The organism is Bifidobacterium sp. LH_416 (assembly GCF_056357055.1).
Map to the genome: position 1 here is coordinate 382,359 of NZ_JBKEVJ010000001.1, position 23,864 is coordinate 406,222.

The window sequence follows — 23,864 nt, forward strand, 5'->3', positions numbered from 1 at the left end:
TGAGACTCGCGGCTGTACTGCCAACTTTGCTGCCCGAAAAACAAAAAGGTTCCGCACAGCACAAAGCCATGCGGAACCTCCTCTATTACTAGTCTCCATAGAAAATTAATCTGCGTGTGTGGAGACCGCTGTCTGAACCCGAAGGCGTACAAAGGTACGTCGAGGGTGAAGAAAAGCGGTATACGCTCCGCAGATTAATTTTCTTCATCCTCAGGGTCATAATCGACGCCGGTCTCGGCGCGCTGCTCATCCGTGATCGGGGCCGGAGCGCCGGTCAGCGGATCGCGGCCGCCGCCAGCCTTCGGGAAGGCGATGACGTCGCGGATGGTATCGGCGCCGGCGAGAATCGACACAGTGCGGTCCCAGCCGAGAGCGATGCCGGCGTGAGGCGGAGCACCGTACTTGAAGGCTTCGAGCAGGAAGCCGAACTTCTCCTGAGCTTCCTCCGGGGAGATGCCGAGCACGTTGAGTACGCGATCCTGGATGTCGTCGCGGTGGATACGGACGGAACCGCCGCCCATTTCTTCACCGTTGCAGACGATGTCGTAGGAATCGGACATGGCGTGCTCAGGATCCTGATCGAACTTGTCGATCCAATCCTTGGACGGCATGGTGAACGGGTGATGCATAGAGGTCCACTTGGAGTGGCCGACTGCCACGTCATCATCATCCGGATCGTCGGTGGGCTTAAACAGCGGGAAGTCCACAACCCAAGTGAAAGCGAACTTCTTCGGGTCCAGCAGGCCTTCGCGGCGGGCGAGCTCCACACGAGCGGCACCCAGCAGCAGCTGGGAAGATTCACGAGAACCAGCGGCGAAGAACACAGCATCGCCCGGCTCAGCGCCAACGGCTTCGCGCAGACCAGCGCGCTCTTCCTCGGAGAGGTTCTTGGCCACAGGGCCCTTCAGCTCGCCGTCTTCAGCGAAGACCACGTAGGCGAGGCCCTTGGCGCCGCGCTGCTTGGCCCATTCCTGCCATGCGTCGAACTGACGGCGAGGAGTGGAAGCGCCGCCCTTGAAGAGCACGGCACCCACATACGGAGCCTGGAACACGCGGAACGGGGTGTTCTTGAAGTAATCGGTGAGTTCGACCAGCGGGTTGCCGAAACGCAGATCCGGCTTGTCGGAACCGTACTTATCCATAGCTTCCTGCCAAGTGATACGCGGCAGCGGCAGCTGGACTTCGTAGCCAGCGGTCTTCCAGATGGCGGCAATAACCTTCTCGGCCATAGCCATCACGTCTTCCTGATCCACGAAGCTCATCTCCATATCGAGCTGGGTGAACTCAGGCTGACGATCAGCACGGAAGTCCTCATCACGGTAGCAGCGAGCCAACTGGTAATAACGCTCAACGCCGGAAACCATGAGCAGCTGCTTCAGGAGCTGCGGGGACTGCGGCAGGGCGTACCAAGAGCCCGGCACCAGACGAGCCGGCACCAGGAAGTCGCGAGCGCCTTCCGGAGTGGACTTGATGAAGGTCGGGGTTTCCACCTCGGTGAAGTCCATGTCCTCGAGGGCGTGGCGAGCGGCCTTGGCCATGTCGGAACGCAGCTTCAGGTTGTGCTGCATGGACGGGCGGCGAAGGTCGAGGTAACGGTACTTCAGACGAACGTCCTCGCCCGGCAGCTTGTTCTCGGACTCGTTCTCGAGCGCGGTGGACACCTGGAACGGCAAGGCGTCGGCCTTGGCCAAAATCTCGATGTTCTCGGCAACGACCTCAATCTTGCCGGTGGCAAGGTGGGTGTTCTCGTTGCCATCCGGGCGCAGGCGCACCTCACCGGTGACCTGAATCACGAACTCGGAACGGAGCGGACGGGCCACTTCCTCGTCATAGATAACGACCTGCACCAAACCGGTGTTGTCGCGAAGGTCGATGAAGGCCACGCCGCCGTGGTCGCGACGACGATCGACCCAACCGGCGAGGGTGACCTTCTGGCCAACCAGTGCCTCGGTCACGTCAGTGGCATGATGTGTTCTGTAAGCCGTCTGGCTCATTGTCTTATTTCTCCTCGATTTTTCGCGCGAATTCGTCAGATTTCGACGGTTTGCTGGGCAACCACAGTATCCGGCTCCCACGACGTGCAATCAGCGGCAACCTGCTCACCGGTGACGATGTTCTTGACCTCGTCTCCAGTGGCTTCACCGTTCTCGCTGTCTGCGGCACTGGCCGGGAACCATACGTACGGAATGCCGAGCTTATCGGCGTACTTGATCTGCTTACCAAGCTTGGCCGCGGTGGGTGCCACATCGGTGGCGACGCCACGAGCGCGCAGCTGAGCAGCAATACGATTGGCAGCTGGACGATCCTCTTCATTCCACACAGCCACGAGTACGGCGGCCGGAGATACACGGTTGGCGTGAGCGCCCGCGGTGTGCAGCATGTAACTCACCAGTCGGCTCAAGCCGATGGACAGGCCAACGCCCGGGTACTTGCGATTGCCCTGGGAAGCCAGATTGTCGTAACGACCACCGGAGCAGATGGAGCCGAGGGACGCGGCACCATCAAGGAAGGTCTCGTAGACGGAACCGGTGTAATAATCCAAACCACGGGCGATCTTGAGGTCGGCAATCACGGAACCGGGGCGAATCACAGCGGCTTCGTCCACGATCATGGCCAGCGTATCGAGACCCTGACGAGCCAACGCATAGGCTTCCGAATCCTGGGCAATACCGTGAGCAGCACACAGTGCGTCGAACTTTTCAGCCAGTTCCTTACCGTCTGCTGCAGTCAATTCGGCGAGCTCGAGGCAGGCGCGTGCCTGGGCCTCGTTAGCACCGCAGGACTCAGTGAGCAGTCGGGCCACTTCATCGGCACCGATCTTGTCAAGCTTATCGATTTCGCGCAGCACGCCCTCGATGTCAGTCAAGCCAAGGCCACGGTAGAAGCCTTCAGACAGCTTACGGTTGTTGGCGTGCACGGTTGCCTTCGGCAGACCGAACGCACGCAGCTCTTCCAATGCGGAAACCATGACCAGCGGCAGCTCGACCTCATAGTGGTCCGGCAGGTCGCCGGCACCAATCACGTCGATATCCGCCTGAACGAACTCACGGAAACGACCTTCCTGCGGACGCTCGCCACGCCATACCTTCTGAATCTGCCAACGCTTGAACGGGAAGGTCAGTGCACCCGAGTGCTCGACCACATACCGGCTCAGCGGCACGGTCAAATCGAAGTGCAGCCCCAAACGCTCCTCAATGGGAGTGTCGGATTCGTGACCGACTTCCTGCAGACGGCTCAGCAGATAAATCTCCTTGCTGGTCTCGCCTTTTTTCAGCAGAGAAGCGCCAGTTTCCACCGCTCTCGTCTCAATGCCGATGAAGCCATTGAGCTCAAAAACCTTACGAAGCGTGTCGATAACACGCTGCTCCACAACACGTTCGGAGGGGAGCCACTCCGGGAATCCTGATATTGATGCACCTTTAGCCACGAAATCAATATAATAGGTGAGGGTTGCGTCAAGCCATGCGATTTTCCAGCATGCGAGGCGCTTCCACTCACTCACACTACGCTTGTAAGGAGCTGGCCATGTCCGACGAGACTGTCACCGAAACCGAAAACACCGCTGCAACCGAAGAGCAGGCAACGACACCCGCACCCGCGGTCAGCGAGGCCAAGCCGACTCCCGCTTCAATGCCGAAGCCGCATGCTCCCTCCCCTGCTGCATTCGCTAAGAAGACCCCGGCCAAGCAGCACACTGCAACCCCGGCCAACACCTCCGCCTACTCCGAGGAGGACGTCAAGGCAGCCGAGGCATTCGGCCGCGTGGACGATAACGGTACCGTGTTCGTAAAGGACGGCGACGCCGAGCGCGAAGTCGGCCAGTTCCCGGATGTTTCCAAGGAAGAAGCCTTGGCACTGTACGCCCGTCGCTTCCTTGATCTGAAGGCCAAGCTTGACTTGCTCGCCAACCGTCTGACCTCTCCGAACGTCAAGGCTCGCGAGATTGACGAATCTCTCAAGCTCTTGGGCGAAGAGACCAACGAGCCGGCTGTGGTGGGCGATATTGCCGCCCTGAAGGCTCAGTTCGAGGAGCTTAAGGCAGCTGGCGAAGCCAAGAAGACCGCACTGGCCGAGGCCCGCAAAGCCGCCGTTGCCAAGGCTGTTGCCGAGCGCACCGCCATTGTCGAGAAGGCCGAGGCCCTGGCCGCATCCCTGGGCGACAACACCAACTGGCGTTCCACCGCAGACAAGTTCCGCAACCTGTTTGACGAGTGGCAGAACCACCAGCGCACCACTATTCGCATTGACAAGCCGGAAGCCGAAGCCTTGTGGAAGCGCTTCTCCGCAGCTCGTACCACATTCAACCAGGCTCGCCGCAAGTGGGCTCAGGCTCGCGACAACGAGCGCAACCACGCCAAGGAAGTCAAGGAAGCCATCATTGCCGAAGCCAATGAGCTTAAGGATTCCACCGCTTGGGGCGAGACTTCTCGCAAGTTCAACGATCTGATGGATCGTTGGAAGAAGGCTGGCCGCGCAGGCCGCAACGAGGACGATGAGCTGTGGGCCAAGTTCCGTGAGGCCGCGGACGCGTTCTTCAACGCTCGCCAGGCCGACCGCGACCAGATGAACACCGCAGAGAAGGAGAATCTGGCCAAGAAGGAAGAGCTGCTGGTCCAGGCTGAGGCCCTGGTGCCGGTCAAGACCGATGCCGAGGCCAAGAAGGCTCGTCAGGAGCTGGCCAAGATTCAGGAAGAATGGGATCAGATCGGCTACGTGCCGCGCGAGGATATGCGCCGCATCGAGAACCGTCTGGACGCCGTGGACAAGCAGATCAAGTCCGTTGAGGATGCCGCTTGGAAGCAGTCCGACCCTGAGGCCGATGCCCGTAAGTCCAGCTTCGAAGAGCAGCTGAACGCTCAGCTTGCCGAGCTCGACGCCAAGATCGCCGCTGAGTCCGATCCGAAGAAGAAGGCTAAGCTTGAGGCCGAGAAGGCCACCAAGGAGCAGTGGCTGAACGCCATTAAGTAATAGGCAGTAGCCACTACTACTTGCTAAAGTAATGGGCTTCCCTCCAAAATGAGGGAAGCCCATTCTCGTTTTACAGGGTCCGTTTTCCCCTTTCTTCTAGGCCCTCATACCGGTTTGCGGCAGTTTTACTGGCGCGAGCGCAGGATGTGCGGCGAGGTACTGCTTCAGTGGCTCACTGTATGGCATATTGAGCTCGCCATAGTTCGTTCCTGCGCGGAAAGCATGGTAATCATCACCACCCTGCAGCAGATATGAGTTCGATGCCACAATCACCAAATCATCATCAGCAATCGGTTTGCCATCGATGAACAAATCAGTAATATCAACCGCACGATGACCATCATCACCATCAAAACTGGTATTTGCGTGGTGGCTGCCGGCCTTATCCTGGGTCTCCTCCCCTGCTTCAGTTGATTGATATTCCACAAATCGATAGCTCACATTTGAGGAAATTCCAATCCACCGACGTTTCAACTGCCCATCCTTGAATCGGAACTGCTCAGCCAAGATATTTTTCAGATCTTTGCCAGTCAAAGTTTCATGTGCGGCTTTGAACTGCAATGCCATCAGCGAATCCACCTCGCGCACGCTGACCTTACCATTGCCGTCCATGTCAAGTTTCGCAGTGCGCAGGCTGCCATCGTTGGAAAAACCGACTACAGGCAAACGCTCGCCAGCATAAAGGGTTCGTTGAATCATGGTGCGATTCGCATCCGCCACCAGTCTGCCCACGGAATCTTCCTGACCGTTTTCGATACGCTTATCAAAATTCGCACCAGCAGCCAGCGTGCCGACAATCGTGCTGCCCACCTGTGCCGCATGCGCTTGAGCCACCGCATAAACACGCTGGGCATGGTCGACCATGCCCTCACCCGTGGAGCCTGCGGACATCCAAGCCGATTGCGTGGTATGCGCATCAAGCCCTTCCACCCGAATCACGCCGGGAACTGTAGGCGACGCCTGTTCAGTGCCATTGCCGAGATCCACGTTCTGCACTGCAACTCTGGATCTGCGTCCGTATCCGGTAATAACCAGATCCTGCACCGCTATTGCACGGCCGAAGCTACCGGATTCATAAATCGGGGCTCCACCATCCGTGCGCGCGTATTTCACCGCATGCGTATGGCCTGTGTACACCACATCCACATCCTTGCCCAAGCCTTGCGCAGCGGAGGCATCAGCATGAATCAATGCGACTACCGCATCCACCTTGCCGGACTGCTTGAGCTCATGCGCCACTCGATTGACTGCATCAACCGCACGCTCATCCAAATCAGCATCTTTCGTGATTTGCGGGGTGGCGACCGAGCCCAGCGCATCAGTCAACGCGCCAACGAATCCAATACGCTTGCCATTGACTTCTCGAATCGTATAATTCTTGACCCGACTCAGTTTGCCACCTGGTGCCTTGTTGCGTGCCGATACGTTAGCGCATAGCCAATCAATGCCATTAGCAGGTGAGGCAATCCGGTTATTGAAATCCGCCACCGAGCGATCGAATTCATGATTACCGACTGCGGAAATCGTCAATCCCCAGGACTTCGCCATATCCAATGTCGGCTGATCTTTAGCCACGGCGGACTCGTATGGAGAACCGCCTACTAAGTCGCCAGAGGAAACAGGCACCATATTGCCTGGATTATGGCTGTCCGCCAGCGTAAATGCGGCCGCATTATCCGCTCCGCGTTCAATATGCCCATGAAAATCGGTGATGTCCGCAATGGTCACCGTTCTGGTACCAGTAGCAGCGTCATTGCCGGAGAATGGAACAGTTCCTGCCGCTCCGGCAGCAGCATTAGGAACAAAAAGAATCGTAAGTACAGTCGCGATGATTACCGCTATGGCGACCTTAGGCCGCCTGCCGGCCCACTGCCGGCGATTCATGCCCTTGCTCACACTGTTACGCTAAGACGGCTAGTTGAATGAATTTCCACGCCCATTCAACGCCTAAGTTAACTCTTAGCGGCTTCTTTGTCTCAGCAATCCGCAACCGTGATCGCGCGAACCGGCGCTATGTATGCGGCCGAACGAAGAATCCGCATACATAGCGCCGGTTTAGACCTCCGAATCCTCACTATGTATGCGGCACCTTGGTTCCCATGCATACATAGTGAGGGAAAAGGCACATTCAGGCTCTTTGCCACCCAACATGCCTTACCGTTAATCGCACGTCCCAAATGTTAGACTTCCCTAGCGTGAATACACCGACTCAGAACACCGATCACATCCGTACCGTAGCCGACCTGTTCGTGGAATGCCTTGTTAATGAAGGCGTGGAAACCATGTACGGCATCCCCGGCGAAGAGAACATTCCGCTGATGGAGGCCATCGAACGGGACGGTCGCATTCGCTTCATCCTGACCCGTCATGAGCAAGGTGCAGGCTTCATGGCCGCCACGCAAGGCCATCTGACCGGCAAGCCTGGTGTCTGCCTGGCCACGCTTGGCCCAGGCGCGCTGAACCTGACGCTTCCCGTGGCACAGGCCAACGCCAGCACCACCCCGCTCGTGGCCATCTGTGCACAAGGCAACGTGAGCCGTCTGTATAAGGAATCGCACCAGATTGTTGATTTGGTGTCTGTATTCCGCCCGCTGACCCAGTGGACTTCGATGATTGTTGAACCGGCTTCAGTGCCGGAGATGGTTCGCAAGGCGTTCTCCATCTCCCAGCGCAATCGTCCAGGTGCCACTTGCTTGATTCTGCCGGAGGATGTGGCCGAAATGCCCGCTCCCGAGGATGCTCACCCACTGCCGCTACCGAATCCGATGAGCTTCGCTCCTACCGCCGACACCATTTCTCGCGCTGTGAGCATTATCCGTGGTGCCAAGCATCCGATCATCCTGGCTGGCAACGGCGTGGCCCGCGGCCATGCGGAGAACCGTCTACTGGCCTTGGCCGAGCAGCTTAATGTGCCGGTCGCCACCACGTTCGAAGGCAAGGGCGTGATTTCAGATCGCATTCCGCTGGCGCTTGGCGTGGTGGGCTTCATGCGCCATGACTACGAGAACTTCGCCTTTGATGAGGCTGATCTGATTATTGCCGTGGGCTTCTCCATCCAGCAGTTCGATCCGAAGAAGATTAACCCGAATGATGATAAGACCATCATTCACATCAATACCTTCATTGAAGATACGGATGCGCATTACTCCACCGCGTTGAACATTATGGGCAATATCGATGCCACATTGCAGGCGTTGATTGCCCAACTGCATGCGGAGCATGTGACATTCGGCGTCTCGCATCCGAAGATTCACGAGCTGCTGGAAACCGAATACACTTCGTATGCGGATGATGATTCGTTCCCGATGAAGCCGCAGCGTATTGTGGCCGATACACGCCGCGCAATGGAGACCGACACGGATATCGCCTTGGTGGATACGGGTGCCTTGAAGATGTGGATGGCCCGTCTCTACCCCACGTATTATTCAAACACCTGCGTGATTGATAACTCCCTGTCTACGATGGCCTGGACGCTGCCGGGTGCGGTGGCTGCCTCGCTGGAAAATCCGGGACGCCCGGTGCTCGCGGTCATGGGTGACGGTTCGTTCATGATGAATGTGCAGGAAATCGAAACCGCCGTGCGTGTGGGCGCCCGCATCGTGATTCTGGTATGGGTTGATGAAGCCTATGGCCTAATCAAGTGGAAGATGGATATTCACGACGGCACCCATGAATATGTGGACTTCAATAATCCGGACGTGGTGGAACTTGGCATGAGCTTTGGTGCCAAGGGCCATCTCATCGAATCCGCCGACCAGCTCTATCCCACGCTGCGTTCGGCATTGCGTTCCGGTTCCGGCATCGACATCATTGCCTGCCCGGTTGACTACTCCGAGAATATGAAGCTCATCGAAAAGCTCGGTGAAGTCGACTTCAGCGGCTGAGCCTAAACAATACGCACACGACGAATCCTTGTGAACATTAATACCAACGTATTAGTGTTCACAAGGATTTTATTAAAAAAACATTAATTTTCCCAATAAGGACGTATCGCTATTTTTACATTTCTTAACTTTAAACAAGGCATACCAGTAGGATCAGTGAAATCGTAGCCTGAGCCATATGCCGCCCTAAGAAAAGCTTTTCCTCCAACCATAATATTGGGATCTGCTTCAGTAAAAATTTTATATGTGGATCTGTCATTATCATTTGTATTACGGCAGATCATTACCACTTTCTGTTCTTTTGTCTTTTTGTCAACATAATTATGAAATGACATTATTTCCAGTGGTTCTTTTTCTTTTTTATAATGTGGAATAATATCCATTACCATGATATCATTATATTTTAATTCTTTCGGCTCATACTTCATTATTTCATCATATTTAGTTTTTAAATCTCTCATATGAGTAAGAGTTTCATCAGGATTATTAGCCATGTCCTGTTTAAAATTTCTTTTAATATCTATTAAATATAAAGCCTTCTCTCCTTTATTAGCCAGGTAACATGATGACATCATCACATGACGCATATATTCATTGAATTCATTAGGATATTTTTTAACAAAATCATGAAAACGAGCATCCTCATCGTCTTTTATATCCTGTATTAAAACCATATCTGCTGGTGAAGCACTGCATTTTCCTGAATATTTACTGCCCCTGCATTCTGGACATTCAATATCCTTGTTTTTCTTATCATCATGGATTGTTCCTTTACCATGACATTTCTCACATCTTTTAGCAAAATTAACTGTCAAATCATAATTATAAGGTGTGAATTTTTTAACAGTTGGCATATATCTCGCATTACCAATATACAAACTATTAAAACTGATTATTTTAGAATGTAAATTACCTTTAAATAACGAGCAATTGTCATATTCACTCGGCAAAACGGTATTTGGATTCCTGTTTTTACGCTTTTCATGTTCGTTATACAACGATATTCTTCTGTTGACCTCTACCGTTGCCTCATACTCGTTCGCAGCAATTATATCGCAGGCGCCATGCTTATTGCATGGAATATTCTCACATGGAACCATCCTGTTTTGCTCAGCAGAGTAATGCCATGACATCTTACGAACTGCGTCGTTCTCTTCATTGAATAAACCGAACATTGAAATAACTCCCCTCGGCATTGATAATGCATCTAGTATAGCTTTTCATCAATGTATGAACAGTATCCCACTACAGCATAAAATATCGAGCTGCGTTATCATGCCACAGGGTAGTTGTGACATAGCAAAAGGGTCTTGATTCCTTATGGAACCAAGACCCTTACTTATATGTACTTATATGCACTGTCAGATGGCTTATTCAGCGGATTGCTCACCGGCATCGCCGGTATCAGCAGCCGGTGCGGAGTCATCCGCAGCCTGGGCACTGACCAACTCAGGCTTGTCGCCTTCACCAGTTTCGGCGTCTGTGCCTTCTGCCTTGGCAGGCTCCTCGAACTTTTCACCCTTGAAGGTGAACTCGCCCAAGATGCCTTCGCCTTCGGCATCCACCACCACGCGCTGACCATCTTCGAGATCGCCCATCAGGATCTTCTCGGAGATGGCGTCCTCGATGTCGCGCTGAATCACACGACGCAGCGGACGAGCACCGAGCAGCGGGTCGAAGCCCTTCTGCGCAAGCAGGTCCTTGGCAGCGTCGGTGAGCTCGAGCGACATGTGACGGTCGAACAGACGGTCATTGAGCTGCTTGACGTCCAAATCCACGATCTGACGCACCTGCGGCTCGGTGAGCTGCTTGAAGACGATGATGTCATCCAAACGGTTCAGGAACTCCGGACGGAACTGCTGCTTGAGTTCGGAGCTGACCTGGTCCTTCATGCGCTGGTAGCTGGACTCGTTGTTGGCGCCCAGGTTGAAGCCCGTGTTGGCGGCCTTCGCGATGTCACGAGTACCAAGGTTGGTGGTCAGAATGATGATGGTGTTCTTGAAGTCCACCTTGCGGCCCTGACCATCGGTCAAGTGGCCGTCATCCAGCACCTGCAACAGCGTGTTGAAGATATCCGGGTGAGCCTTCTCAATCTCATCGAACAGCACCACGGAGAACGGCTTGCGACGCACCTTCTCGGTGAGCTCGCCGCCCTCTTCGTAACCCACGTATCCCGGAGGTGCACCGAAGAGGCGGGATGCCGCGTACTTCTCGGAGAACTCGGACATATCCACACGAATCAATGCGTCTTCATCGTCGAACAGGAATTCGGCGAGAGTCTTGGCCAACTCGGTCTTGCCCACGCCCGTCGGGCCGGCGAAGATGAACGAGCCGGACGGACGCTTCGGATCCTTCAGACCCACGCGGGTACGACGAATCGAGCGGGACAGTGCGGACACCGCTTCATCCTGACCGATGATGCGCTTATGCAGCTCGGCCTCCATGTTGAGCAGCTTCTTGGATTCGGCCTGGGTCAGCTTGAACACCGGGATACCGGTGGTGGAGCTGATGACCTCAGCAATCACATCCTCATCCACAACCATCTTGACGTCGGACTCGCCTTCACGCCAAGAATCTTCCTTGGCCTTGCGGTCGGCCTCGAGCTTCTCCTGGCTGTCGCGCAGCTTGGCAGCGTTCTCGAAGTCCTGAGCCTTGATGGCTTCATCCTTCTTAGCAGCCACCTTGGCGATCTTCTCGTCCAGCTCCTTAAGCTCAGGCGGTGCGGTCAGACGCTTGATACGCAGACGCGCACCGGCCTCATCAATCAGGTCGATGGCCTTATCCGGCAGGTTACGATCCTGGATGTAACGGCTGGAGAGCTCGGCTGCGGACTGCAGAGCACCATCGGTGATGGTCACGTGATGATGGTTCTCGTAACGGGAACGCAGACCCTTCAGAATCTCGATAGTTTCAGCAATGGTAGGCTCGTGCACCTGAATCGGCTGGAAACGACGTTCCAGAGCCGCGTCCTTCTCGATGTACTTGCGGTACTCATCGGTGGTGGTGGCACCAATGGTCTGAAGCTCACCACGAGCCAGCATTGGCTTCAGCATATCGGACGCACCCAAAGCGCCATCCGCGGAGCCTGCGCCCACGATGGTATGAATCTCGTCGATGAACAGCACGATGTCGCCGCGGGTCTTGATTTCCTTCAAGACCTTCTTCAGACGCTCCTCGAAATCACCACGGTAACGAGAACCGGCCACCATAGAGCCAAGATCTAGCGAATAGACCTGCTTGCCCTTCAGGGTTTCCGGCACATCGCCAGCGTTGATCTTCTGGGCCAGGCCTTCGACCACAGCGGTCTTGCCCACGCCAGGCTCACCAATCAGCACCGGATTGTTCTTGGTACGGCGAGAGAGCACCACCATAACGCGCTCGATCTCGTTGGTACGACCAATCACCGGATCCAGCTTGCCCTCAGCTGCCTCCTGCGTGAGGTTGCGGCCGAACTGGTCAAGAATGGCGGAGCCGGACTTATTTTGCTTGTCGGCAACGCCACCTGCGTTGGCCAGGTCGCCCTTGCCATCGCCGGAAGTACCGGAGTTGCCACGAATCATATCGATAGTGGCGCTACGAAGCTCGCCCAGATCAACACCCATCTTGATGAGCACCTGAGTGCCGACACCTTCACCTTCGCGAATCAGGCCGAGCAGAATATGCTCAGTGCCAATGTAGCTGTGCCCCAGCTGAAGGGCCTCACGAAGCGAAAACTCCAGTACCTGCTTGGCGTGCGGAGTAAAGGGGATGTGCCCGTTCGGAGCAGCGTTGCCCTTGCCGATCATCTCTTCAACCTGCTTGCGGGTGGGGTCAAGCTCCACGCCCTTCGAGGCCAGCGCCTTGGCGGCCACACCCTCGCCCTCACGAATCAGGCCGAGCAGCAGGTGTTCGGTGCCGATATAGTTGTGCTGAAGGGACCTTGCCTCTTCCTGCGCCAACACAATCACGCGCCGTGCACGGTCGGTAAACCGTTCGAACATGCTTGTCCTTCCTCAATAGACATTCCGTTTTACTCTACCGATTCACGGTGACGTTTATTCACCTGATTCCATGAATTGCGCCGTAAGCAGGAAAGAAAACGATATGCTGGACGTATATTCATCATTCACACTATGCCAAAGGAGGTTGTGATGACTGAATTGAACACCAAGGCCGACATCGTGGTTGGCGTTGACGGCTCGGACGAGTCATTTGCCGCATTGAAGTGGGCGCTTGAAGAGGCTTCTCTTACCGGCCAGAGCGTCAATGCCGTATTCGGTTGGACGCATTCCTGGGATATGGGTGGCGAACCGGATAGCGATGAGGCTTGGGCCAAGGTCCGTCATGATATCGCCAACGAGTTGCGTGAATGGGTGGAGCGCGCTACCAAAGGTATCGACTTTGATCCGGCGAACTTGAAGCTCACTTCCGTTAAGGCTTCTGGCACTACTGCCCTGCTGCAAATCGGTCATGATGCACAGCAGATTGTGGTTGGTCGCCGTTCGCTGGGACGTGTGGCGCGCTGGTTCCTAGGCTCGTTGTCGGCGTCTCTTGCCGAGGAAGCCGAAGTGCCGGTTACCGTAGTGCGCTTGAGCGGCAGCGAGGAGGAAAGCGTCACCGATGCCATCGCCAATGCGTTGACTCCCGGTGATGAACCAGTGCATTATGAGCAGCCGGAACCCCAGGCTGAGCTGAATGTTCGCCCGGTTGTGGTCGGCGTTGATGGTTCCGAAACGTCTCGCCGCGCTTTTGATTTCGCGTTGGAGGAGGCTCGCATTCATCATCGCCCGCTCCATGTGATGTTCTGCTGGCAGTTGCGCGATCTCGGTGTGGTTCCCGGATATGAAAATGCCGTGCCCTCAGTTGAGGTTGGACAGCAGCGTGCCGAGGAAATACTGAACGATTTGATGGCCAAGGCTTCCATTCCCGAAGACGTGCCGGTAACCGCGAACGCCTTCCATATTCGCGCTTCCAAGGGCCTGATTGCGGCTTCTCGTTATGCCTCACATCTGGTGGTTGGCTCGCGTGGACTATCTGGTTTGGACGCACACTTCCTCGGATCGGTGTCTCGCCAAATCGTCAACTTTGCCGAATGCACGGTGACCGTGGTGCACTGAAGTCACTAGAAGGCGCGAGCCACTGAGCTACTTTAGCGGCTCCAACACCAAATGAAATTAATTGGGCGGTGAGATTACCCCCTTCATGGTCTCACCGCCCTTTTTTATTGTAATTCCACAGAACTTCAAAGGTAAGTTTTGTATGGAACATCACAGTTTCCAATCACGCCTATCACCCATAACTTAACTCCTCTCTAATACCCCCCCTATCCCCTCTCGGCGTCCAAAATTCAGGGAAAGAACCCACACAGCCCGAATTATGGACTTTAAGCACTCGCCGGTGTCCAAAATTCGGGGAAAAGCCGGATAGGGAGGAGTTGCGTCAGAGGTTACTTAGGGACACGGATACCTATGGTCAGACAGCAACCTTTGGTTCAGGCATTATTGTCGTCAATGTCTTCTGCACCTTCAGCATCGCCAACACCGGGTTCCAAGGTAGGTTCACCGTTGTCACCGGATTCATTTTCGACACTTTCGGTATCAATATCGATACCGGTATCGGCATCAGTATCAGAATCCTCATCGGCGCGATTTTGGCGCAGTTGTTCGATCAGATCGATAACGGTTTCCAGCTCCGGAGCCACATTGTCGCTCACTTCGGAATCGTCATCGTCAAAATCGTCATCATCAGTGTCAACAGACGTGTTATTAATGATGTCTTCTTCAGTGGCCTCATCATCATCGAGGTCATCATCTTCACCGAAATTGGTGTCAATAACGTCGGCGTCGGCATCATCAGACGAATTGACGAGGCTATCCTCAAGGGTTTCGCCCTCCTCCGAAGAGACAGCAGCAACGTCGCCGCTCATATCATTGCCGCTGAAGGAATCAGCCTCATTCGCCACAGTTGCAGCAGGGACCTCTGTACTGTCTGCGCTCTCGATTCCGAGACCATCGGATGCGGATTCCGAACTCTGAGCATCGGCAACACCAGAAACTACCGTACTTTGAGAAGCCTCACCGTCAGCTTTCTCAGCACCATCAGTAGCCTTTGCGCCAGACTGAGCGGTCGCACTTCCGGTACCATCAACTGCATCCGTTGACGGTACAGAAGATTCAGTTGCCGGCGCATCAGCAACGGCAGCGGTATCGCCCGACTCTGTTTCGGCAACGGCATCGACGTTCTCTGCAGCATCAACCACAGTTTCGCCGTCAACGTCGGCAGACTCGGACTCGCTCTCCTCAACCTTGTGAACTTTAGGCCGGGCGATAACATCAATATGCAAATCATCCAGCGCCGGCTTGGACTGCACCCACAGATGGCTTGGCTCAGGAGGCTCGATTTCGGAGTGTTCGCCGCAACCATGATCCAGCGAAACCACGCGCCCATCATCAGGGCTCCACTTGTTGGCGCACACGCCGAACATGCGATCCAGTTCGCCGGTCAGTGGCACGAAGAAACCACAATCGGAGCACAGGTTGCCTTCTGCGGTTTTGGTGCTCAAAGCCTTAGGACCGCGCGGCCCCTCATACCAACGCTTGGCTGCCTGCGCACGGCCCAAGGGGCTCAGCACATGGCGTCGCGTCAAACGAAAAGTCTCAGCTGCGTCATTAACATCCTGCAGCGAGGACTCTTCCACTTCCCCGGGTTCAAGACGCTCGTCATCAGGATCCGTACCGATTGAATCGGTAGGCGAAAGATCCGTGGGCTCGAGACGATCCTTCCAAGGAATCCACTGCGGCGGCATCAACGCATCTTCAGTGGGGATCAGCGAAGATTCATTCACGGTCCAGGAGTCCAACTCCACGTCGTGATATAGCGTCACCGACCACTGCCAACCTTCATAACCACGAATATTGGCGGCAAAGCGAAAATCGGTAACATGATCTTCAAGCTCGTTGGCAACAACGAACTCGCCCACTTGCTCGGGCTCGTCGGCCACTTCGAGTAGCACGGCATGTGCTATGGCGCGAGGATCCGGCGTCACAGTGGTTTCGATGGTGTCAGTCATGGATGGAATCAGCCCCGTCAGTCCTGTACATCAAATTGATCAGCCACGGCGCGCAGCAGCGTGGCCAGCTTCTTGCTCTCAGCGGAAGAAGGATAACGGTGACGACGCAACGTATTGCCTGCGGAGTCCAACATCTTAATAAGGTCCTCGCAGATAGCAGCCATATCATCCGGCTTCGGGCGAGTTGCCTTAACCAGGCTCGGCGCGGAGGCAATCAGCTGCACGCCCATAGCCTGCGGGCCGCGGCGGCCATCCACCACGGAATACTCCACCTTGGCACCCTTGCGCAACGTAGTGGCGCCAGCGGGCAGGGCCTGAGCCGGCAGGAACACATCCTTGCCTTCCTCATTGGTGATGAAACCATAACCCTTGGCTGCGTCAAACCAACGAACTCGACCGGTGGGCATTGCAAAACCTTCCTTAGTGCATAGGGAGTAATGAACTGAAGGAACAGTGTACCTCACAGGCCTTGACCGACGCCACTTGAAACGAGCGTCTTACGCTTTGCGCTCACCGGAGAACCAAGAATTCTTCTGCCGGCCTTCCTTTGATTTGTTCGTTGCCTGCTGCACCGGCAGCTGAGCTGCGGCAATCCGCTCAACCGGCAGAATTACCGTGAACGTCAAACCACCGCCCTCAGTACCAGTCGCGCAAATAAAGCCATGATGCGCTTTGACCACAGATTGTGCGATAGCCATGCCGAGACCGGTACCGCCCTTTTGCCTTGCGCGAGATGGATCCGCGGTGTAGAAGCGCTCGAAAATCTTCGAACGGGATTCCGGCGGCACTCCCGGACCGTGATCCACGAAGCGCAATACGGCATATCGATAGCCGGTTTGCATGGATTGGCCCACTTCTGCAGCGTCAACAAAACGACGCATCGATGCCTCAGTAGTCGGCATTTGCGAAAGCTGACGAGGATCAATAGCAGCCGGCACAATACCCAATGCCACTTCAGCCGGAGAATCGACCGGCGTATACCGGTGAATATTGCCAACAATGTTGGTTACCACTTGGCGCAGTCGTGATGCATCGCCTTGCAAGGTAACAGCATCCCATTCGCCGGTTTGCAATTGCAGCGATGCAGGATGTGACAAATCCTGGCTTGGAGTCAGGATCAAACGGTCACGAGTAATCGCACGATCCGGGTCAAGCGCATGCAAATCATCCACAGCATCAGTCACCAAAGAAGACAGGTTGACAGTGCCGTTGATATCAATACCGCGGCCTTCATCCAAACGAGCCAATGACAATAGGTCTTCTACGAGCACAGTCATGCGCTGGCTGGAGCGTTCGATATGTTCGATTGATTCATCAGCACGTTCCAACGCACCTGGCATGTCGCGCTGCATCTTGTACAGCTCTGCATATCCATGGATGGCGGCGAGCGGCGTGCGCAGCTCGTGGCTGGCGTCAGAGACAAACCGCTTCATCTTTTCGGTAGTCTCTTCCTGTTCATGGAAACTGACTTCTATTCGTGTCAGCATGGTGTTGAGCGAAGCTGCCAAAGAGCCCACTTCTGTATTTTCAGGAGCGGAAGGAATACGCTGGCTCAAATCACCGGCAGCAATCTTGGCCGCGGTTTTCTCCATACGCTTCAACGGTTGCAAAGTGTGCTGAATAATCAAAGTGGACAGTGATCCGCCCAACAACACCACGGCAATACCCACCACAATGCAGTAGTAAGTCAATGTTTTCAACGTGTCGATCTGATCCGACATAGACAGTCCGATGTATACCACGCCGCGCACTTTTTCGACGCCGTTGACTTTTCCGGTCCATTCTTTGGCAATAATGCGCCACGGAGCGCTTGCTGCGGTCACTGCAGCATGATTGGCGCCCGCCTTCGGCGTAGACAATATCTTGGTCACCGAATCGGAAGAGCCGGAGCTGCCCGGAGCAGGGCTGCCTGATGTATCGGGTGCAGTTGGTGCACCATTCGTATTATCGGCGTTATTGTCTGTATTGCTCTGATTATTGGTGCCGCTAGAAGAGGAACCGCTGTCAGATTCACTGGATTGTACTTCCACGATCTGGCGAGCCACGGCAGGAGCAGTGAACACTTTGCCTAGCGTAATGCCATCGGTATTGCCGTATGTGGGAAGCACCGGCACTGAGACAATGCCATCCTGCAATTGCGGCAGGAGCGGAGTAACCACCAACGGTTTACCGTCCGCATCGGTGGTGCCATCCGTGTATTGAATCTGCAGGAAATAGGAATTCGGACCAGACAATCCGCTGGAATTATCCGTTTTGGACAGCACATCGATATTGTTGAACACCAGATTGGCCTGCTGGGAAAGCTGGCTATCTGTTTTCGACAGCATATAGTTGCCGACTAGCGCGCGCAGTGAGAATGAGATGACGGTAATGCCCACCAGCAGCACGGCGATAGTGGCAGCCATGAGCTTGCCACCTAGTGAGATGCGATCGAAATGCTGGAAGAAGATGTTCTTCTTGCGTTCGTGATGTTCTTTGAGGTGCTCGGTAACCTGAACCTGGATTCCAGGATTGCTGGGAGAGGCTTGTGGCTGCTCTGGTGCCGAAACTGCCGGCTGCTGCTGCGGATCACTCATAACTACAACGTATTCAGACTGATTAGTGCTTGGGCTCGCGAATCATGTAACCGATACCGCGCTTGGTTTCGATAAGCGGGGTCACCTTATGCTTTTCGCCGTTTTCATCGGTGACTTCCACACCGTCGACCTTCTTGCGCAGGTAGGAAATGTACGATTCCACAATCGCTGCGTCTCCGCCCCAGTCGTACTGCCACACATGATCAAGAATCTGTGCCTTGGACAGCACACGGCCCTCGTTATCCATCAGATAACGCAGCAGTTTGTATTCGGTGGGGCTCAAGTCAATAGGCTGACCGGCGCGGGTTACGTCGTGGGAGTCCTCGTTGATTTCAAGGTCGGCCACGCGGATAATCGGATCGTCTTCCACCTGCTCGCGAGTACGGCGCAGAATGGCGCGAATACGGGCCACGACCTCTTCCAAGCTGAATGGCTTGGTAACGTAGTCATCGCCGCCAACGGTCAGGCCCATAATCTTATCTTGAGTATCGTCACGCGCGGTCAGGAACAGTACCGGGGCGTCGATGCCCTCCTGCCTGATACGGCGGGTTACGGTGAAACCGTCGATATCAGGCAGCATGACGTCAAGCACAATGAGATCGGGCTGGACCTTTTCAATCACCTCGATGGCCTCGGAACCGGAGGCTGCGGTGTTCACCTCGAATCCGGCGAAATGCAGCGAGGCAACTAGCAGTTCACGGATGGACGGCTCGTCGTCAACAACAACAATCGATGCTTCAATAGGCTTACTCATGCTTCCTAGAGTGGCGCGCTCATCTGAGCGTTTCCTGAATGCCAGCTTGAAGTTATTCTTTGTTGTTGTCTTCGTCGCTGTTTTCGGTGGATTCCTCCGAATTTTCTTCGGCCTTTCGTTCGGCTTCTCGTGCCTTCCTTTGAGCCTTGCGCTTAGCGATCTGTGCCTTGCGAGCCTTCTTTTCGGCGCTGGACAGTGCCTGTCGGTTTGCACGGCGAGGCTTCTTGCCCTTGCTGCGGATTCGTATAATCACCATCAAAGCCACCACAATCAGCAGCACTACAAGCACCACGATCATGGCGACGATGCCAATGGTGATAGAAGAACTGGATGTGGATGTCTTTTTGGATTGCACAATCTGATCCATCATGGCAGTTGCCGAACCAGGCCAGTCCGGAGTGCTTTTCATCAAAGGTGCCTGTGCCGCTGCGGACAACTTGTCTACCGTATCCTGGCTTTTCAGCCATTCATCAGAATTCGATGAAACCGCCACTACCAGGTTGCCATCATTCGAGGCAACAGCGAGCAAAACGGTATTGGCCTTGGGATTGGTGGATTCCAGCACTGTGCTCGCCCATTTTTGAGGCGTCTGATTGCTGTTGAAGCTCGACAAATACAGCAGATGGACGTGGACGCCGGTTTCCTGCTCGGTTTTGGCGATAGCATCGGTGACTTCAGCCGCATGAGAGCCGAGTAGATTCTCAGTATCGGTGATGTTTTCGGTAATGGTGACGCCACTGTTCGAACTGTTCGAATCGCTTGAAGAACTGTCCGAGTTATCCCCATAGGCATTTGCAGTTATCCACACAAAACTCAGCATCAGTGCAACAAGCATTGAAACCGCGCAAACAAGCCACTTTTTCGCCTTGCTGCCGCTGCGTGGAGGTAAAGAAGCTGAAGCTAGAACCACATTGCTTGTACGAACATCTGTCCAAGTCGAATTTGCCATAGGCTCCACATTAGCGTTCGGTATTCGCAATGCTGAACGTGTTTCAAAAATAGTTTTTACAGAAAGGAGCAACGATGCCCCAATATCAGGTGGATTCGGAACAAATCCAATCGTCTTCGGCTGCTGTGGCCTCTTCGGTTGCGCAAATCAGGCAGGCAGTGGGAGGAATGTATACGAATCTCAATGCTTTGCAGGAAGCTTGGCGCGGATCGGCTGCCACGCAGTTTACTTCGGTGATGGCGCAATGGCGTGCTGCACAACAGCAGATGGAAGCGTCATTGGAGTCCATTCAGCGTTCGCTTGCCTCGGCATCTACGGTATACGCGGATGCTGAAGCGGCGGCTTCACGGCTGTTTGCGCAGTAGAGGGGCTCCTCAGTCTCACTACGTTCGACAGCTCCCCTCTTCAGAGGGGAGCCAGAAAACCTAAAAAGGGGAGCTTCCCGTAGGAAACTCCCCTTATGAGCTATTCAGCTAGCTTGGCTATGCGCTAATCCGTGTTGGATCAGTAGCCCATGTCGGCACCGGCGGCCGGAGCAGCGGTCTTCGGCTCCGGCTTGTTGGCGACGACGGCCTCGGTGGTCAGGAACAGACCAGCGATGGAGGCAGCGTTCTGCAGAGCGGAACGAGTCACCTTGACCGGGTCAGTAACGCCAGCGGCCAGCAGGTCCTCGTAGGTGTCGGTGGCAGCGTTGAAGCCTTCGCCGTCCGGCAGAGAACGAACCTTGTTGATCACCACGTCGCCGGACACGCCAGCGTTCTCAGCGATCTGCTTGATCGGGGCTTCGATGGCGCGGAACACGATAGCGGCACCGGTAGCCTCTTCGCCGGTCAGAGAGGTCACAGCCTCATCGGACTCAGCCTTGGCAGCAGCCTGAACGAGGGCCACACCACCACCAGGCAGCAGGCCTTCCTCGATAGCAGCCTTAGCGTTGCGCACTGCATCTTCGATGCGGTGCTTGCGCTCCTTGGCCTCAACCTCGGTAGCAGCGCCGACCTTGATGACGGCCACGCCGCCGGCCAGCTTGGCGAGACGCTCCTGCAGCTTCTCGCGATCGTAATCGGAATCGGTGTTCTCGATCTCAGCGCGAATCTGAGCAACGCGAGCGTCGATGTCTTCCTTGGAGCCAGCACCCTGAACGATGGTGGTCTCATCCTTGGAGACGATGACCTTCTTGGCGTGGCCGAGCACGGACACGTCGATGGAGTCGAGCTTCAGGCCCAGTTCGTCGGAAACAACCTGAGCACCGGTCAGGATGGCCATATCCTGCAGCATGGCCTTACGGCGATCGCCGAAGCCCGGAGCCTTGACAGCGCAAGACTTGAAGGTGCCGCGGATGTTGTTCAGAATCAGGGTCGGCAGAGCCTCGCCATCAACGTCCTCAGCGATGATCAGCAGCGGCTTGCCGGTCTTCATGACCAGCTCAGCCACGTGGACGATGTCCTGCTGAGAGGACACCTTGCCGGAGGTCAGCAGGATGTACGGATCTTCGAGAACAGCGGTCTGGTCGTCAGCATTGGTGACGAAGTACGGAGCGATGTAGCCCTTATCGAAACGCATGCCCTCGGTGAAGTCGAGGTCCAGGCCGAAGCGGTTGTTGTCTTCAACGGTCACAACGCCGTCCTGGCCGACCTTGTCCAGAGCTTCAGCGATCTTCTCGCCGACCTCAGGATCAGCAGCGGAAATGGTTGCGGTAGCAGCAATCTGGTCCTTGGTCTCAACGTCCTTGGCAGCTGCAACGAGCTCCTTGACGATGACCTCGGTGGCCTTCTCAATGCCGCGACGCAGAGCGATCGGGTTGGAACCAGCAACAACGTTCTTCAGGCCCTCGTGAACCAGGGACTGAGCCAGCACGGTTGCAGTGGTGGTGCCATCGCCGGCGACGTCGTCGGTCTTCTTGGCGACTTCCTTGACCAGCTCAGCGCCGATGCGCTCGTACGGATCCTCGAGATCGATCTCCTTGGCGATGGACACACCATCGTTGGTGATGGTCGGAGCACCGTAAGTCTTGTCAAGCACAACGTTGCGGCCCTTCGGACCCAGGGTGACCTTGACGGTGTTGGCGAGCTTGTCGAGGCCCTCCAGCATGCCCTGACGGGCTTCCTCATCATAAGCAATGATCTTTGCCATGGTTGTGTGTTCCTCCAAATGGCTATGTATACCGGTTATCACTCGCAAGTATCGAGCCGAGACCACCGGCCGTCAGCTGCCGGTTATCACTCTCGACCTCCGAGTGCTAACTGAGACATTAGCACTCACCGACCGAGAGTGCCAACATTGCGTTTGGCGATTGCGCTATGGGCATGAAATTAGACGTAGGGAATTGCAGGAGAATACAAAAAAGTCCCGGCTGCAACCAACCAGCCGAGACTTTCAGCGTCATCACAGGTAAAACCACTCACTCGGAACGTTCTTCGCCAGAAGACAACTTGACGACGTCCTTAGCCTGAGTACCTTTACCGGACGAAACGGGCGTGTACTCCACCCGGTCGCCCTCATACAGCATCTTGAACTTGTTGTTGCTGCCGTCGTCCTTGATTTCCGCGTAATGCACGAAAACGTCCTCGCCGCCGCCGTCCGGCTGTATGAACCCGAACCCCTTCTTGGCAAGGAAGAACTTTACGGTACCTTGTGCCATATTTGATCTTTCCTTTGTTCCCTAGGCGTCGCGAAAAATGCCAATAGGGAACGTAGAAAGAACCGCATCGCGCTCCCCCCTACCTCGCGACTAGTGAAAGATTGTACCGTGAAGAGGGAACATTACAAATCATTAATCAAAGTAATCGGTGAAAATGTCTCACGTAATGAGCTGAAATCAACTTGTAATACTCAATAATGTGTAGCAAAACCATAGCAAAATGCCGCCCCGGGCGTTTACCCAGAACGGCATTCAATCATATCCGCTATTCGATATTCGTTACCTCAGCGGCTATTAGTTCATCAGCACTACGGTAATCGGAGCAGCCAATCCCTGCACCTGCTGAACCGTGCTGATACCCAAGGTGTTAGCCACATCCTGAGCAGTCGCCTTATCCGATTCATTCTCGTACCACACAACCGTAGCTGACGGCAATGAGCCAGTCGGGTTGGCCGCTACCACGCTGGTGTAGCCGGAAGTCTGCAGTACGTCAGCCTTCTGGCCAGCGTAACCGGAAACGCCAGTGCCATTCACCACGCGAACCTGAGTGGCCTTATTTACAGTAGCGGTTTCGGTCTGCTGCTGCGTGCTCTGATCGCTGCTGGACGTATCAGAAGAAGTGCTGGAATCCGACGATGAAGAATCGGAGCTGGACGAATCCGTGGAATCCGACTGAGTCGAATCGGAAGAATCAGAAGAAGAATCGGACTTGGTTGTATCCGACTTTGTTGTTGACTTGGTGGTTGTGCTCGCCGTAGTCGACGTCTGAGTAGACTTCAAATTCAACAGATTCTGATATTCGCCACTGCTGACAGCCCAAGCAGTGAAACCGCACAACGCCGCAACAATAATGACAACAATAAACGGTGCAATGCGAGTAATCACCGGGCGAGAGCCACGGTGTGCGCCGACCGGACCCGCCGGTGGATTATCGAAGAGGTCCTGCTCATACGATTCGTAGGTCACCTTGTCGCGTGCCATAAGCCGCCCTCCTTAATGCAAAACTACCCACGAGTGTAACCGTCCGGCACGAAATGGGCTACCGCG

General features: G+C 55.0%; 16 protein-coding genes and 1 pseudogene. 4 read left to right on the forward strand and 13 right to left on the reverse strand.

What is annotated here, in order from left to right:
- Window positions 1-194: 194 nt before the first annotated feature.
- Together aspS and hisS are read right to left on the reverse strand one after the other, a co-directional pair.
- Window positions 195-1,994 (reverse strand): aspartate--tRNA ligase, encoded by a 1,800-nt coding sequence (gene aspS / locus AC1AY0_RS01715; protein WP_476525620.1) that lies wholly within the window; start codon window positions 1,992-1,994, stop codon window positions 195-197.
- A gap of 35 nt (window positions 1,995-2,029) precedes the next feature.
- A complete protein-coding gene (gene hisS / locus AC1AY0_RS01720) occupies window positions 2,030-3,427 on the reverse strand; it encodes a histidine--tRNA ligase (protein ID WP_476525935.1) in 1,398 nt (465 codons plus the stop codon).
- A 98-nt stretch (window positions 3,428-3,525) separates the two neighbouring features.
- Between hisS and AC1AY0_RS01725 the strand changes: the two genes are divergently transcribed.
- Window positions 3,526-4,968 carry a DUF349 domain-containing protein gene (locus AC1AY0_RS01725; protein ID WP_476525622.1) on the forward strand — a complete coding sequence of 481 codons (1,443 nt, stop codon included), beginning with the start codon at window positions 3,526-3,528 and terminating at the stop codon, window positions 4,966-4,968.
- Window positions 4,969-5,064: 96 nt separating this feature from the next.
- On the opposite strand, the gene AC1AY0_RS01730 is transcribed toward AC1AY0_RS01725, so the two are convergent.
- Window positions 5,065-6,852, reverse strand: coding sequence for a bifunctional metallophosphatase/5'-nucleotidase (locus AC1AY0_RS01730; RefSeq protein ID WP_476525937.1), 1,788 nt, complete (start codon window positions 6,850-6,852; stop codon window positions 5,065-5,067).
- Window positions 6,853-7,145: 293 nt separating this feature from the next.
- On the opposite strand from AC1AY0_RS01730, the gene AC1AY0_RS01735 reads away from it, so the two are divergent.
- Window positions 7,146-8,852 (forward strand): acetolactate synthase large subunit, encoded by a 1,707-nt coding sequence (locus tag AC1AY0_RS01735; protein WP_476525624.1) that lies wholly within the window; start codon window positions 7,146-7,148, stop codon window positions 8,850-8,852.
- 83 nt (window positions 8,853-8,935) lie between these two features.
- Here AC1AY0_RS01735 and AC1AY0_RS01740 read toward each other — a convergent pair whose 3' ends face one another.
- Complete coding sequence (locus AC1AY0_RS01740; protein ID WP_476525626.1) at window positions 8,936-10,027, reverse strand: hypothetical protein; 1,092 nt, start codon at window positions 10,025-10,027, stop codon at window positions 8,936-8,938.
- Between the two features lie 195 nt (window positions 10,028-10,222).
- Window positions 10,223-12,832: an ATP-dependent Clp protease ATP-binding subunit gene (locus AC1AY0_RS01745; protein WP_476525628.1), complete on the reverse strand. Its 2,610-nt coding sequence runs from the start codon at window positions 12,830-12,832 to the stop codon at window positions 10,223-10,225.
- 150 nt (window positions 12,833-12,982) lie between these two features.
- Here AC1AY0_RS01745 and AC1AY0_RS01750 point away from each other — a divergent pair, with 150 nt between their 5' ends.
- Window positions 12,983-13,948: a universal stress protein gene (locus tag AC1AY0_RS01750; protein WP_476525630.1), complete on the forward strand. Its 966-nt coding sequence runs from the start codon at window positions 12,983-12,985 to the stop codon at window positions 13,946-13,948.
- 1,198 nt (window positions 13,949-15,146) lie between these two features.
- Here the strand turns inward: AC1AY0_RS01750 and AC1AY0_RS01755 are convergent.
- From AC1AY0_RS01755 to AC1AY0_RS01775, 5 genes and pseudogenes are all read right to left on the reverse strand, one after another.
- Window positions 15,147-15,900, reverse strand: a pseudogene (locus AC1AY0_RS01755) (DUF3027 domain-containing protein); the annotation flags it as partial.
- Between the two features lie 17 nt (window positions 15,901-15,917).
- Window positions 15,918-16,307 carry a cold shock domain-containing protein gene (locus AC1AY0_RS01760; RefSeq protein ID WP_033890237.1) on the reverse strand — a complete coding sequence of 130 codons (390 nt, stop codon included), beginning with the start codon at window positions 16,305-16,307 and terminating at the stop codon, window positions 15,918-15,920.
- 90 nt (window positions 16,308-16,397) lie between these two features.
- A complete protein-coding gene (locus tag AC1AY0_RS01765) occupies window positions 16,398-18,476 on the reverse strand; it encodes a HAMP domain-containing sensor histidine kinase (protein ID WP_476525632.1) in 2,079 nt (692 codons plus the stop codon).
- A gap of 22 nt (window positions 18,477-18,498) precedes the next feature.
- Window positions 18,499-19,230 (reverse strand): response regulator transcription factor, encoded by a 732-nt coding sequence (locus AC1AY0_RS01770; RefSeq protein ID WP_033890236.1) that lies wholly within the window; start codon window positions 19,228-19,230, stop codon window positions 18,499-18,501.
- A 52-nt stretch (window positions 19,231-19,282) separates the two neighbouring features.
- Entirely contained in the window at window positions 19,283-20,038 is a 756-nt protein-coding gene (locus tag AC1AY0_RS01775) for a TPM domain-containing protein (RefSeq protein WP_476523574.1), read from the reverse strand.
- Between the two features lie 215 nt (window positions 20,039-20,253).
- Here AC1AY0_RS01775 and AC1AY0_RS01780 point away from each other — a divergent pair, with 215 nt between their 5' ends.
- Window positions 20,254-20,544, forward strand: coding sequence for a WXG100 family type VII secretion target (locus AC1AY0_RS01780; RefSeq protein ID WP_476523337.1), 291 nt, complete (start codon window positions 20,254-20,256; stop codon window positions 20,542-20,544).
- Between the two features lie 139 nt (window positions 20,545-20,683).
- Here AC1AY0_RS01780 and groL read toward each other — a convergent pair whose 3' ends face one another.
- The 3 genes from groL to AC1AY0_RS01795 all read right to left on the reverse strand — a co-directional run bounded on the left by groL (window position 20,684) and on the right by AC1AY0_RS01795 (window position 23,798).
- On the reverse strand, window positions 20,684-22,309 hold the full coding sequence (gene groL, locus AC1AY0_RS01785) for a chaperonin GroEL (RefSeq protein WP_476523336.1): 1,626 nt from the start codon (window positions 22,307-22,309) through the stop codon (window positions 20,684-20,686).
- Between the two features lie 268 nt (window positions 22,310-22,577).
- The gene (locus AC1AY0_RS01790; protein WP_476524190.1) at window positions 22,578-22,817 is read right to left on the reverse strand and encodes a cold-shock protein; all 240 of its coding nucleotides are present in this window, start codon (window positions 22,815-22,817) and stop codon (window positions 22,578-22,580) included.
- Window positions 22,818-23,111: 294 nt separating this feature from the next.
- Window positions 23,112-23,798 carry a LytR C-terminal domain-containing protein gene (locus tag AC1AY0_RS01795; protein WP_476524192.1) on the reverse strand — a complete coding sequence of 229 codons (687 nt, stop codon included), beginning with the start codon at window positions 23,796-23,798 and terminating at the stop codon, window positions 23,112-23,114.
- Window positions 23,799-23,864: the final 66 nt, after the last annotated feature.